Raw genomic sequence first — 15,075 nt, forward strand, 5'->3', positions numbered from 1 at the left:
AAATCGAAGAGAGACTTGAAAATGAATAGAAAATCCATAATTAGTAAATTATTTAGCGTTTTAATGATTATTGCGCTAATCGGTTCTTCGCTCAGCCCGGTCGAAGCGACTGAAGCCTTTACAGTCGATGAATTTCTTGCTTCAGCGACTCAAGTTACTGGATCTACGACGATGAGTGAGCAGCTTTACGTTAATACTGATGGCAAGATTGAACCGGTCGAAGTGAAGGCGGACGGGACATTCACCGTCTCGCTCGAGCGTCCGGTAGATGGACGAACCGTCTACTTTTACAAAAAAACTGGTGAGTTTTATCAAACGATTTGGCAAGCAAGGGAATCGCTGTACTACATGGAGTTTCCGCCGCCTTCGTTTTACGGGGTGAAAGACGGAAAGATGTTATTGCAGACGCATCCGGGTATTGAAATCGTCGCCGTCTATGAAGGAGAGACGCTGATTGGGAATGGGACGTTGTCGATTCCGTTGAGACACTCAACTGAAGTAAGAGCGTATACACGTGACGGCTCGTACGAACGAAGCCTGACCGAGACATATCGAGCAAATCAAACGTTTCACGTTCCCCTCGAAATCGAGCCCTTGCTGCCTGGTCAAAATGGATTGGCAGGGAAGACCTTACCGTTCCAGGAACTTAGACTGACAATCGGTGGTCGGGTATATTCTTCTTATTCTGAACGAGACGGACAGTTTCGAATCTATGCAGATTTACCGTTCCAATCGTTCATCGATGGGTTTTCGGCCCAACTTGAAATCATCCACCCGGACAAATCGGCGTTACGGACAGAAAACATGATTGTGCCGCCGCTTGTCGCATCTGACGAGAAGCCCTACCACACGGTCAATCATTCACACGCCCTTGAGGGGTATACGTATCCGAATGCGACTATCGCGTACGGTGATGACGTGATTGTGGCCGACGAGACCGGACGTTTCTATGTGGAATTTACGACTGATCAGACATCGAATAAAACGCTGACTTATTCGCAAGACGGTCAAGTATATGCGACACAGAAGTTGCGACAAGCTGTCGAACCGTCAAAGTTCCCGTTAACGATTCAAACGGAGCCGTCGACGGTTTCGGGTAAATTTGAGGGGAAGACAGAACCAGACGTCACGCTCATCTTAAAATCGGACCAAGGGGAGTATGCCGTCACTTCTGACGCGAACGGGGCGTTTTCCACGGAACTCCCGTTATTTGAACGTGGGACTTACTCCGTTCATTTGAAGACGGATACGCTGCCACAAAATTTAGGTGTCAATGTGACTATTCAAGAGAAGCGTCCGCTCGCTAAACCGACCGTGACATTCGTCGATGACACGATGCATATCGACGCCACTGCGACGTCACCTATCGCGACTGAGGCAGAAGTTCAAGTGACGACGCCCGATGGCGAAATTGACGTGAAACAAATCAGCCTCTCGAATGGACGCGCCACAATTTTGCTCGCAGAAGGGGATCAATACCGAATCCGAGTTAAGTATGGAAATCAGTTGTCAGCTTACGTGGAAGGGGTCTATCGACAAATCAACGCACCAACGATGCAGAATTTTGCCGAAGGGGGCGTTGTAATCGTTGGTAAGACTGAACCTTACGCAACCGTAAGCTTCTATATGAAGCGGCATCTGCATGACTCCCCTGGACAGTTGATTAATCAAAAAGCTGATGAAAGCGGAAATTTCTCAATCCAACTCCCGACTGCACTTGAGAAACTCGAATATCGTTTCGTCATCAAACGGCAGGACGGAACAGCTGAGGGATCGCATCTACTCATGCCAAAGGATTTAACGGCACCGGTCATATCGATTAATGGAAAAGATAATACGAGCAAGATTTCTGAAGAGACGGGGTTAATGCGTTTGACGACAGACGACGTCATCACATCCCATGAGGCTCACTACAAAATTAATGGAGAATGGGTGCCGGTCGATGAAAAATATGTATTGCGTATGGCTCTCCACCTAATGCCGCCTAAACCGGCACAAACGTTTAAAGAGGCGAAGGTTGAACAAATACGCATCCAAGTGACGAATACAGATGGAATCCGGACAGTGATGACACTTCAAGTGACCGACACGACGCCACCCGCACTTCAATTGAATCGAATCTTATACGGGGAGCAGACAATCACCGGGACGACCGAACCGTTCATGAAAGTGACGCATGGCCGTTCTGGTCAACTGGACACACAGATTGCTGACGCAAATGGACGGTTTACCTTTAAGTTGACCTATCCAATCACGAAATACACGTCGAATATCTATCCGGTGAGCGTTTCCGATGAAGCTGGGAACAAAGCGGTGGAGTCGAGTTATGTATTCGATTACCGAATTCAAGACATCCGAGTCAACGCAGCCGGCACAAAACTTTGGCTCGCAAACGAGAACCGCCGCATCAATCACACGGCATACGAACTGATTGTCAATGGCACCCAAGTGAAATTGAACGATTACAGTACACTCGTCACGTTACCAGAACCACACACGTTCCCAATCGACGTCGAACTTCGTTTGAAAAACGAGGATGGGACGCTCAAGTATGCGTTCAAGAAGACGTTGACGAAACCGTCGACGCTCACGACGCCGAAGCAGCTGTACGCCGAATCTGGGAAGAAGACGATCAAAGGTCAGCTCGACCCGTACGTCTCATACGAGATTTATGACGGGTCAGGCAAGCGTATCAAGACGAATGTTGCGAGCGCCGACGGCTCATTTGCCTCGGCGATCACGCGCCCGCTCATCCAAAACGAGCCGCTCCGCGTCATCGCGAAAGACCCGTTTGGTCAGACGAAATCGATGACGTTTAAAGTAACGGACAAGACGGCACCGGCCCGTCCGACCGTGAACACTCTTGTCGCGCCACTGAAAAATGTGAGTGGGAAAGCGGAGGCCGGGTCAACCGTTCGCATCACGTACCGCGGCAAGACGTATGCGACGAAAGCCGACTCAACAGGCGTTTACCGTCTCGTCGTCTCGAATTGGCAAGCAGGTCAGGCGGTGTCGGTCACGGCACGTGACGTTGCCGGTAACAACTCGACGGCCGCGAAGACGACTATCATGAACGCTTTCAAGACAGTGTCGGTCGCACCGGTCCGGACGACGAGCACGACTGTCACCGGTAAAGCCGATGCGGCCGCCTACGTGCGCGTCTATGTCGGGACGCGCCAACTCGGCAAGACGATGCGCGCCTCGTCGAAAGCGACGTTTTCGGTCGCCATCCCGAAACAAAAGAAAGGGACCGTGCTCACTGTCCGCGTCTCGCGAGCCGGTTATGCCACGGTCGAACGGAAAGTGACGGTTTATTGACCGCACCGGGCGTCCGCTCTTGAAGAAGAGCGGGCGTCTTTTTGAATCCACCGATTGTAGCAAAAGGGAAATGCTATCCACTTTTTATTGTTTAATCTTTATTTTTTGGATACAATTTACAAATGACATACTTTTGGAATTGTGAGGCAAAAAACATGAACCGATTTAATAAATCGATTACCGCAGTACTTCTCGGCGGTGTACTCGTCTTGTCGCCACTTGCGGCCGAGGCCAATTCGGACTTTAACGTCCGCGTCGCCCCGAAGACGACGATTCACCAGATGCAAGATAAAAAAGTCGTGCCGCTCCAGACGCTCAGCACGACGCGTGAATACCGCATCGTCCGCCCATCCGGCTGGTATTACCTCGCCATGTCTGGCGGCAAGCCGATCTACGTGAAGAAGAGCCAGGCACAGGTCGTCCCGGCCCGTTCGCTCACGAAAGCAAGGCTCACGAGCACGGTGAACCGTTCGCTCATCCACGACTATATGCGCGGGACGCCGGTCCACACCCCGTATGAATATGACCGTTTGACGACAGAACAGGCGAAACAGTTCGCCGATCGTGCGCTTCGCGGCGACTGGTATATCCCGACGGCACCGAACCAGTTGCTCGTCCCGAACATCGATACGTTCAACTGGCATAAGGACGTACCGGCAGTCGACAGCACATCGTACCCGTTCCAGCTCCATTATTTGACTGTGCTCAATCAGTTGACGCAAGCGTACAACGACTCGGGCAACGTCGAGTATCTCAAGTACGGGGAGCGGCTCGTCAAAAGTTGGACGGCGGCCCACCCGGCGTCGAACTACAAGCGTCTCAAGTGGGGCTACAATGACCAAGGGACAGCGATTCGCGTCTTCCATCTGTTGAACTATTGGGACATCTATAAAAAGACATCGCTCCATAAAGACCCGGCGTTCACCGAACTGATGTTGAAAACGATCTATGAACACGGCGAGATTTTGGCGTCATCCGACTTCTACAAGCCGCGCCATAACCATGGTATCTTCCAAGACATGGCGCTCACCGCCATCGCCCAAAGCTTCCCTGAGTTCGATAAGAGCGGGGCGTGGCAGTCGCTCGCGGCCACGCGGCTACAGGGACAAATCTCGCACAGCATCTCGCCCGACGGCATCCATCTCGAGCATTCGCCGGGCTATCAAGTATACGTCTACCACACGTTCGGCCGCTTCCTCGAATGGGCCGAAAAGAACCAGTTCACGCTGCCGTCGCGCATCGAGGACATAAAAGAGATTCCGGTCCAGCTCGCCTACATGGTCAAGCCGAACCGGACGTTGCCGATTTTTGGCGACACGGCCGGGCACTTGCGGGCGATGAACATCATCCCGGGGACAGCCGACTATCCGGAGCTCGCCTATGCCGTCAGTGGCGGGGTGGAAGGGACGGAACCGACACTGTTGACGAAACAGCTCGGTAGTCAGTACAGCTTCATGCGCGAATATTGGGCGAAGCCGCCACAGGCGTTTTCTGGTGCGACGCAAGTCATGATGACGGCAGGGTATCATTCGAACGCCCATAAGCACGCCGACGACTTGAGTATCGATTTGTATGGGCTCGCGCGCGACTTCATCATCGAGACGGGGCGCTACGGCTACACGAATCGCCCGGAACGGCGCGAAGTGTTCAGAGCCGAGGCGCATAACACGGTCCACCGTTATGGTGAAGGGCTCGATTTAAGTCCCGATATGGTCGGCAAGAGCCGAATCGTCTCGGTCAAAGACCTCGGTGCGACGAGCATCGCCATCGGTGAGAGTGAACTCGTCGGGAAAGGCGGGATGCATCGCCGTACGCTCGTCTACGACAAGGCGAAGACGCTCGTCGTCTATGACCAGATCACGTCACCTGAGCCCGATATGTTCGTCCAACGGTTCCATCTCGGTGACGGGTTGAACTTGTCGCGTGGATCGATCGACCAAAACGACGTCCAATTCCGTGATGCGGCGCGCCGTACGATCCAGCTCATACAGCTCGAGACGGACGAGGACTCGTACATGTCGATTCAGCCGAGCCACTTATCGGTCCGCGACTTCGAATGGAAGCCGCGCGAACAGGTCGTCTCGGTCGAATACGGCACGGACGTCCGCTATATCACGCTCATTCGGATCGACCGGACGAACACGTATATCGAGCAGGCGGATCTCGAAGAACGCGAAACCGATTATCTCGTCACGTATACGGTCTCCAATGGAGAGACGGGTGAGATGACGATTCCAAAATAATTACAGCCCGGCCGTATGCCGGGCTGTCTGTCGTCTTGGATGAATTTTCGTTGTATCCTATGCCCTGTTCAGGTAGAATTTTCAAGTGATGAATGGAAATGAAGTGGGGGTCACGATGGAACGCTCAATCTCTAGACAGCTCGTCAACCAGCTCACGATATGGGCGGGAAGCGACTGGAACGCCCGGCTCGCACCGGGGACGATGTTGTATCAATGGAAAGGCAAGCAAATTGTTCCGCACGTGCGGACGAACGAGACAATGGAATACCGGGTCATCCGACCGTACGGCCGTTATGTGCTCGTCCGATCGCGGTCGCGACAACTGCTCGTTTTGATGTCGGCGGTCGAACTCATCCTGACCCGGCCACTCACAAAAGTGCGGCTCACGAGCGGTCTGAATCGCATCCTTGTCCACGACTATATGCGAAAAAAGGCTCCGGGCGTCGCCTATATATACGAGCGCTTGACGGACGACCAGGCCGTCACGTTCGCTGACCAAGCACTCAATGGTGACTGGTATATCCCGACGGCGCCGCACCGAATCCGTGTCGATGATATCGAATCGTTCGATTGGGATGAAGACGTGCCTGTCGTCGACAGCAAGTCGTTCCACTTTCAACTTCATTACTGGACGACGGTCAACCAGTTGACACGGGCGTACCGGACAACTGGTCGACTTGATTATCTCGCCTACGCTGAGCGTGTCATCCGCAGCTGGACACGGAAGCATTCTACGTTTCGCGCCCCATTGGACCGTGTCGCCTATGACCCACATGGAACCGCCGTCCGCGTGTTCCATCTACTCAGCTTTTGGGACGCATACCGCCAGTCGGAGCTTCATCGCGACCCGCGCCTGACCGAACTCATATTAGGCGTGGTGTACGACCATGCCGTCCTGTTGGCGTCATCCGCGTTTTACAGGGTGCGGCATAACCAAGGCCTGTTCCAAGACATGGCATTGCTCGCCGTCTCCGAGATGTTCCCTGAGTTTGAGGGGAGCGAGGATTGGGGACGAATCGCCCGGGCCAGGCTCGACGACCAGCTCGAGGCGAGCTTGGCGGATGACGGCACACATCTCGAACACTCACCCGGCTATCACGTTTACGTCTATCACACGTTGGCTCGCTTTAAGGAGTGGGCGGAATTGAACGGTATCGAGTTACCGCAACGGTTAGGGACGATCCGCCAGATGCCGATGCAGCTCGCATACATGGTCAAACCGAACCGGACACTGCCGATTTTCGGGGACACGAGTGGTCATATCCGACCTTATGACCTCATCCCGGACACGCAGGATTTTCCTGAGCTTGTTTACGCGCTAAGTGGCGGGAAAGATGGGGTGATACCGACCGAGCTTTACAAACAACTTGGAACGCAATACGCCGTCATGCGCGAATACTGGACGCATCCGAAACGCGCCTTCAGCGACGCGACACATATCATGATGACAGCTGGTTATAACGGCTATGCCCACAAGCACGCCGACGATCTCAGTTTAGATTTATACGGTCTCGGAAGAGATTTTATCGTCGAGACTGGTCGCTACGGTTATACGGATCGGGTTGAACGTGCTCAGGCATTACGTGTCGCTGCCCATAACACGGTTCACCGGCTCGGTGAAGAGCTCGACTTGTCCGTCGAACATATTGGACAGAGTGGAATCGTGTCGGTCCAGCAAGATGTGAAAGCGATCGTCGCCCATGGCGTCAGCCGACTCATCGGCAACGGGGCGACACACGAACGTCGTCTCATCTACGATAAAGCACGCACGCTTCTCGTCGATGACCGAATCACGTCACCGGAGCCTGATATGTTCGTGCAGCGGTTTCATCTCGGAGTAGGGCTCCATCTCGTCGGAGGCTCCGTGCAAGAACGTGACGTTTTGTTCCGCGATTTGAATCGACGTTCGATTCAGTTCGTCCAACTCATCCAGACGGACGGGTCGTATATGGACATCGAGGCGAGCCATGTCGCGAGCCGCGACTTTGAGTGGGTCGAGCGTAGGCAGGTCGTCTCGGTCGAATATGGTACGAATGTCCGTTACTTGACACTGATCCGTCTCGATCGGACCGATAATCCGATCGTCAAAACCACGTTCGAACAACAAAGGGGGTTGGACGTCGTCACCTACTGGCTAGCGAGCGGTACGAAACATAGCATCCGTATCCCTGTATCCGAAAATTGACCCTTTTTCAAAAAAATCTCGAATTCTACCTTTTTTACTCTTGCGGATGATTGGGAACTAATTTAAAATCAGTAAAGGAAATTATAATTTTGGATATTCTTAACAGATTTTTAAACACATGTGTAAGTGTCAAAAGGGAGAGACGAATGATGAACAAGTGGATGACGGGTACAGTGCTCGCGCTGGCGGTATGGGCAGGGGGAGAATCGGCCCAGGCGGCGCCGATTGATATGAAGAATCGGGCATTGATTAAAGGGAGCGACTACGTCATAGAGGAGTCGTATGATCAGACGACACAGAAAAGCGTCTATCATTTTGTGAATGACGAGACGGGCGCACGCGTGCTCGCTCCGCTCGATAGTACATACGACGTCAGTATCATTGCTTATGGTGAGGATGTGTTGATTGAGCGATCACGGTCGGTCGAGCGCGTCAACCTCACGACGGGTGAGTCGACGCAAATCACGTCTCCGCAGTTTTATCAAGCGATTGTCGACACGGACGTTGCACGAGGCCGCATCCTACTTAAGATGAACTTGCATGAAGGGGTCGTCATCGACCTCGACGGCAACGTCCTCCATCGATTCACAGGGGAGTCATCGACGTTCCTAGATAACGGAGACGTCCTCGTGTCAGGCGGTGAAAAGACGACGATCTTGGACGCCGTGACGTTTGTCGAGAAAGATTCGTTCGCGATGAAAAGTCGGCTCGCCCGCCTCTATTCTTTCAAAGAGGAGGGAACGGTCCTCGTCCGGACAGAGGAAGGGCTCTACTTCTACGACGACAAGGCGCGGACGTTGACGTATGAGGCGTTCGCAAGCGAGTATCATATCGATGGCGTCTACATGTACGACGGCAAGATGTATCTCATCAACCGGATGAAGTTGACGACATACGACCGAGCGAGCCGCGCCCTCACGACGGAGCCGTTGGAATACAGCAGAAACGGTTGGTTGTCGGTTGCAGCGACGAGCCGCGGCCTGCTTGTGGGAGACAGGCTCTATGGTGGTGAGGACGTTTACGAGTTTCCGAAGTCAATTTCGCTCAACGTATCGAAGACGACGAAAAATTGGTACACGAACATACCTTATACGCCAGAGCTTGTCATCAACACATTAGGTGGTGAAATCCTCCGTCCCCATGTGAGCGAGACGCTCCTGGACGTCCCAGCGAACGTAAAGATTAATGACGGGTTCGAGATTACGTCACCGGGTAAAGTGGCACTCACGTTCACGACGGCCGGTTTGACATTCCCATGGACGCAGACATTTTACGATTATGTCCCAATCACGGTCGAATCATCAGGCACGTTGACCGAAATCACAGGGAAGACAGCGCCGAACGTGACGGTCTGGGTCGCTTATCGCCAGTTTAACGAGACGAAGTTTATTGGCGCGAGCGTTCAGGCGGACGCACAAGGTGTGTTTCGTCACGAGCTCGGCACGACGCTTTTTGCCGGCGGCATGATCACGGTTAGCCATTCGACCGACACAAGTCTAGCTGAGAAGGTGGAAATCACAACGACCGAGCGTGAAGCATTCGACAACGGGGTGACGCTCGTCTCGCTCAGCCGCTACAACGGTGCCGTTTTCAAGACGACACCGGGTGAAGTCGTCGAGATCACATATAACGATCCGTACATGTTGACAGGAGCGACCGCTGTCGCCGATGCCTCAGGTATTGCCCGTTTCACGAACGAGTTTCCGAAAGGCGGGCGTGTCTATTATAAGAAAGCACGTGATGTCGAAGAGGCGTACAAGTTAGAGACGGTGAAAGAGGATTACGGATTGCCGACGGTCGACGTGACCGACGTGTTGCTCATGAAGACGAATGCCGTGTTCACGGTGAAAAAAGAGGCGAGTGCCTCGCTCCGTTTCCTCGTTAATGGTCAAGCCGTGACAGTGAAACAGCTGTCACCGACACGCTATCAACTTCCGGTCAAGCCGGGCGCGACCGTGACAGTACGGGCGACGAACCGGACGAGAACGCAGGACGAGACGATCGTCTTGCCGGCGACAGTGCTCAGTCAGTTGAAAATCAATAATGAGATTAGCTCGTGGACAGGGATTTTCTTACCGAACTCGGCCGTTACGCTCACCAGTCCGAATGGTGTGGTCAAGGCGACGGCAAGTTCGACGGGACGGGTGACGCTCCGCTTCCCGCGCTTCACGACCGGGCAAGCGGTGACATTGTTGAGCCAAGACGGTCGTTTCCGTCATCAACAGAAGATGGCTGTCACGGAAGGAATCGCACCGAGCATCACAGTGGGGGCGCTTACGAGCACGAGCCGCTCGGTTTCAGTGAAGGCGAACGTCAATTACGGCACGATCACCGTATCGCGCGGGACGACCGTCCTCGCGACGCGGAATGTGACGACGACGAGTTCGTCGCTCGCGATCGCACCACAACGCAAAGGGACGAAATTGACAGTCAAACTCGTCACACCACGCGGCAAGACGACGACCAAAACCGTATACGTCAAATAAACAAACAAGGCAAACCGCCTATAGGGAGGAACTATGAGCCGTACCGAATTACGAATGAAGAAGAAGATGCAGGGCTGGATGCAAGTCGCGATTGCTTGCGCGTTGTTGTTGACAGGGGTGCTCTGGACCCGGGCTGAAGATGACGCTGACGCGAATTCAGGCCTGTTGCCGTCCGTGACGGGGGATGCGCTCACGTTCAGTGGGATGGCACTTCGATTTGACGCGAAAAATGGACCTTACATCCACGCTAACGCATCGCACTACCCACTTGGGTTTAAATCTGTCACGATCGACCCGAAACGTGGCTACTTGACCATTCGACGCGACCGCGTCGACTCGGTCGTCTCAATCATTGTCGACCCAGACGAGACGCTCACGGCACGTGGCATCACGATTGGCGCTTCTGGCGGCGGTGTCGTCACAAACTTGTTTTTCTATCAAAACGGCCGCCTGCTCAACTTGGCGAAACCGTCTGACTATGCCATCATCGCAGGTCCGGTCTCAAACGCCTGGATCACGATTATCAGCCAACCGAAATAAGATAAAGCCATCTCTCGCGAGATGGCTTTATCTTATTTTTGTTTGGCATTTTGATAGCCGTAAGCTTTGACGATGAGTCCGTCATTTATCTTCCCGTCATAGTGTGAGAGGACGACGGAATCGTTCGGGTTCCAGTCACCGATGTCGATTTTGTCGGCGATCACCGGGCCGCCAGCGATGTAGTTTTTGTTGACCGGCAATGTATAGGAGTGGACGTTTTTCATCCAGTCGCGGTCACTCGAGCGCACGACCAAGTAGGTGGCGTATCCGTGTTTGACGATTTTGGCCTCGAAGACCGGGGCCGGTTGATTGTAGGTCGCAGGTGCGTTTCCGTTCAATTGAACGAGTTCAAAGTAACCTTTTCCGTATAGGCGATCAAGCTCCGCCTGCTGCTGGATGATGTAGGTGAATCCTTTCACCATCCCATCATCGATTGTGACGACACGATAACTGCCTGGGGCGGTTGTTGTAAGATAGCGCCCATTATCATGTTCGTACGCTTTCAAATCGATGGTCGGGTCTTCTTCACGTTTGAACGTGATCGATTGTAAGACACCATCTTTTACGATGGCCGTCACGTTTCGTTTGTAAGGAACCGTCGACTCGTTTCGTGCTTTCACGAGATGGTTCGTCTTCACGGTGACTCGTCCAGCATCGATGGAGACATAAGGTGGACTCGATAAGTTCGATGTGAGGACGGTATCGACCGTTTGAATGATAAAGCGTACGTCTTCTTTACTGGCGACGAGACGTTTGTTCACGCCGGCGCCATGGTTTTGTTTGAACGCTGTGACGTAGGCGTCCATCCGGTCTGGTGTATACGAGATGCTCAACTGTTTGAGCAAGGATTCAAGCTGAGCAGTCGTCATCTTTGACCACAATTGATCGATGGCCTTCTCCTCGCGTCCCATTCGTTTGCCTTGAATGATTTTCGTGACTTTCGTCGCTCCGAGAATGCCGTTCGTCCCGTCGATGAGTGAAGCCTTTGACGGGCCCGAGACGGCACGCACGTTGAACGTGTTCGAGCCTCGGATCACCCCGTCGCTATTTTTCATGTTCACAAGGCCGACTTCGCCATTGTAGAGCGCCGGAATGATGAATGAGTACGCCGTCTCTTTGGCGAGGTCCCAACGCTCGATGCTGCCTTTGCCTTTTAGCGTGAAAACCCCGTCACTGTGAAATTGTTGAATTGGTCCATTCAAGGTCACGCTCAACGCCTCATCTTCTAAAGGGGCGAAGTGCGGGGAGGCGTTCAAGACGACTTGACGGAGCGGGGCAGTCGTCGTTATGGTGACCGCGTTTCTGACTTGCAGCGATAGGCTGTCAATGCGTGCCGCTGCGTTCTTATCGATCGTGAACGTTTTGTTGACCGGGGCGAAGAAGCCGATCGTCAGTTTTTCAAACTTGACGAGCGTATTGTTTTTGACGACCGGTTGCACGAATGTGCTACGGAGCGCCTCCGCATTTTGTTTGAAGAACGGCAATAACGCCGGGTCGATTTTGATTCCTTTCCCGCCGATGCTGATGATGTCGGTCCCTTTGTACGTCATGACTTCGTTATAATCGAATTGTTTGATCGGAATCTCGAGCGGGATGAGCGAACGCATCATGACATAACCCTTCGTCTTGCCGACCTGGACATACGCCCACGTGTTCGTCTTACTGATGACGCTAAGGCGCGTGTTGGCTTTGAGCGTCTGAAGTGTCTTCGCACCAGACTTCGTATTCGCTTTGAGCTGGGTCGACTGCACCGTCTTATAAGGCGCGGTCGCCGCGTCCGCGGTTTGGACGTTAAAGATGACAAACAATGCGAGCATAAGGGCTGTTAACGGTTTATACATAGTTCTCCTCCTTTATCTTCATCCATTATATAGAAAAGAAAGCAGCAGAATGTCATCAATTAACAAATGACGGGAAACGTTTTTATGGAAATTGTAAAAAGTTTTAATTTCTTCATTTCGTGATTGTTGAATAGGAGAATATCCGTTACTCTAGAACTAAAGCGAATCGTACATACTAAAGTAAGTATGGAGCTACTTCGGGGTAAAGCGAAATCATGTGGCATGGTTCATGTAAGCGCTTACTTACTTTTGTGCTGTTTGCGAAAACTGAAAGGGGAATTGTTCATGCGACAGAAGACATCACAGAGGCTCTACACGGCACTCGCGGTAGCGGCCGTATCGGCAGCGTCAATCACACCGGCAGCAGTTGAAGCCGCGCCGAAAGCCGCAGACATTAAATTAGGCGCTGCCTACGTCACAGGAGGAAATCTCGATCACGCGCTGGATGCTACATATAAAGGGGCGCCGATTCATTGGTATAAGTCGAGCGTGAACTTGAAGAAACTTGGGACATTCCAGACGGCACGCGGTTATGTCAAAGGGAAAGGTATGATTGTCGAGAAGCGCGTCCGTGTCCTTGACTACCCGATGGCAATTGTAGCACCGAAAGAATCGCTCGTCTTTAAACAAGGTAAACCAGCGACAGGTATCTTGAAGCAACATGTTACGTTTGTAAGTGGCACATATGAGAAACCGGTCCGTTGGAGTGGAATCGACACAAGCGAAGTCGGCGAATTTGTCGCGACGGCTACGTACACAAATCGTGGTAAAACCATTACACTCGAAGTCCCATACACGGTCGAAGGCTACAAACTTTCGGTCATGCATACGAACGATACGCATGCCGCGCTCAAGTACGCGCCGAACCGCGCAACCGCAATCAAGCAAGTCCGTGCTGAAAATCCAGACGCTCTCTTGATTGACGCGGGTGATGTCTTCTCAGGGTCGCTCTATTTCAACGAGTTCAAAGGTCAAGCCGACCTCAAACTCATGAACTACATGAAGTATGACTTGATGGTTCCGGGTAACCATGAGTTCGACCTCGGGACAGAACAAGGCCATAAAGAATTGTCGAACTTTGTCCGCTATGCGAACTTCCCGTTCGTCAGCTCAAACGTCGACTACTCGGGCGACCAATACATGAAGAACTTGTACCGGGACGAGACGACAGAGAAGGCGTACAACGGCCGTCTTTATGAAGGTGTCATCAAAGTCGTAGACGGGAAAAAAGTCGGATTCTTCGGTTTGACGACAGAAGAGACGGCTGATATCGCAAGTCCAGGACCAATCCAGTTCCAAAACTACATCGCAGAAGCGAAAAAAGCGGTCGCGGCGTTTGAAGCGATGGGTGTAAACCAAATTGTCGCCGTCTCTCACCTTGGCTACAATGACAACCCGAACGTCGACAACGACTTGCTTCTAGCTGAAAACGTCGACGGTATCGATGTCATCATCGGTGGTCACACACACTCGCGTCTCAACGCACCGGTCGTCATTTCAGAAGGCAAGACCGAGCCGACGGTCATCGTTCAAGCGTTCCAATACAGTGAATTCCTTGGAACACTCGATGTCGAGTTCGATAAAGACGGAAAAATCGTCAGCCATGCCGGCAAGTTGATTGACGTGAAAGTACTTGAACCGGATGCGCGTGCGATCTCACTTCTCGCTCCGTTTAAAGAAGATGTTGATAAAATCAGCCTCGAGCCGATTGGTGTGACTTTGAAGGCAGAATTGACAAATCCGCGTGACGAAGGCGACATCACGGCACCGAGCGTGCGGAAGCAAGAGACGGCACTCGGTAACTTGATCGCGGACGGCATGCTCGCGAAAGCGAAAGAATATGATGCGAACGTCATCGCGGCCGTTCAAAATGCTGGCGGGATCCGTGCGGGTATTGATGAAGGATCAGTGACGACAGGTGAAGTCATCACGGTGCTCCCGTTCGGGAATACGCTCGCCGTCATGGAACTCACGGGTGCAGAACTTCTCGCGGCGCTCGAGCGCAGTGTGAGCGTCTATCCACGGGAGAGCGGCGGCTTCCTCCAAGTGTCAGGACTTAAAGTCGAATTTGACAGCTCGAAGCCGGCGAACGAGCGCATCGTTAGCGTGACGTACAACAATGGCACAACAGACGTTGCCATCGAAGCAAGCGGATCGTATAAAATTGCGACGAACTTCTATACGGCTCAAGGCGGCGACAACTACGCTGAGTTCGAAGCTGCGTTTAAAGATGGACGTGTCACAGACCTCGGCCTCAGCGACTGGGAGAACTTGCGCGACCACATGCTCAGCCTCGGAGAAATCACACCGAAGGTTGAAGGACGTATCGTTGACGTAAACCAATAAGGCGATTAGACGAATCAGGGTCATACCTGATTCGTCTTTTTTGTCGCAATTTGTCGGAAAATGACGTCGCGGTTGAGCGAATTGCGACCACCCTGTAACTTTGGTACTATACAGAA

Annotated in this window: 7 protein-coding genes; 6 read left to right on the forward strand and 1 reads right to left on the reverse strand. The window is 52.6% G+C overall.

All coding sequences use genetic code 11. The features are described from left to right. Positions 1-63 precede the first annotated feature (63 nt). From DPV68_RS11155 to DPV68_RS11175, 5 genes are all read left to right on the forward strand, one after another. Positions 64-3,318 carry an Ig-like domain-containing protein gene (locus DPV68_RS11155; protein WP_157964171.1) on the forward strand — a complete coding sequence of 1,085 codons (3,255 nt, stop codon included), beginning with the start codon at positions 64-66 and terminating at the stop codon, positions 3,316-3,318. A gap of 155 nt (positions 3,319-3,473) precedes the next feature. Further along, a complete protein-coding gene (locus DPV68_RS11160) occupies positions 3,474-5,561 on the forward strand; it encodes a heparinase II/III family protein (RefSeq protein WP_114166958.1) in 2,088 nt (695 codons plus the stop codon). A gap of 115 nt (positions 5,562-5,676) precedes the next feature. Continuing rightward, the gene (locus DPV68_RS11165; protein WP_232819612.1) at positions 5,677-7,746 is read left to right on the forward strand and encodes a heparinase II/III family protein; all 2,070 of its coding nucleotides are present in this window, start codon (positions 5,677-5,679) and stop codon (positions 7,744-7,746) included. A 149-nt stretch (positions 7,747-7,895) separates the two neighbouring features. Next, the gene (locus DPV68_RS11170) at positions 7,896-10,232 is read left to right on the forward strand and encodes a hypothetical protein (protein WP_157964172.1); all 2,337 of its coding nucleotides are present in this window, start codon (positions 7,896-7,898) and stop codon (positions 10,230-10,232) included. A gap of 33 nt (positions 10,233-10,265) precedes the next feature. Next, a complete protein-coding gene (locus DPV68_RS11175; protein ID WP_232819613.1) occupies positions 10,266-10,772 on the forward strand; it encodes a hypothetical protein in 507 nt (168 codons plus the stop codon). Positions 10,773-10,804: 32 nt separating this feature from the next. On the opposite strand, the gene DPV68_RS11180 is transcribed toward DPV68_RS11175, so the two are convergent. Next, positions 10,805-12,613: a hypothetical protein gene (locus DPV68_RS11180; RefSeq protein ID WP_114166891.1), complete on the reverse strand. Its 1,809-nt coding sequence runs from the start codon at positions 12,611-12,613 to the stop codon at positions 10,805-10,807. 285 nt (positions 12,614-12,898) lie between these two features. Here DPV68_RS11180 and DPV68_RS11185 point away from each other — a divergent pair, with 285 nt between their 5' ends. After that, a complete protein-coding gene (locus DPV68_RS11185; protein ID WP_198662298.1) occupies positions 12,899-14,959 on the forward strand; it encodes a bifunctional metallophosphatase/5'-nucleotidase in 2,061 nt (686 codons plus the stop codon). Positions 14,960-15,075: the final 116 nt, after the last annotated feature.

The organism is Exiguobacterium sp. TNDT2 (genome assembly GCF_003331145.1).
Lineage (GTDB): Bacteria > Bacillota > Bacilli > Exiguobacteriales > Exiguobacteriaceae > Exiguobacterium.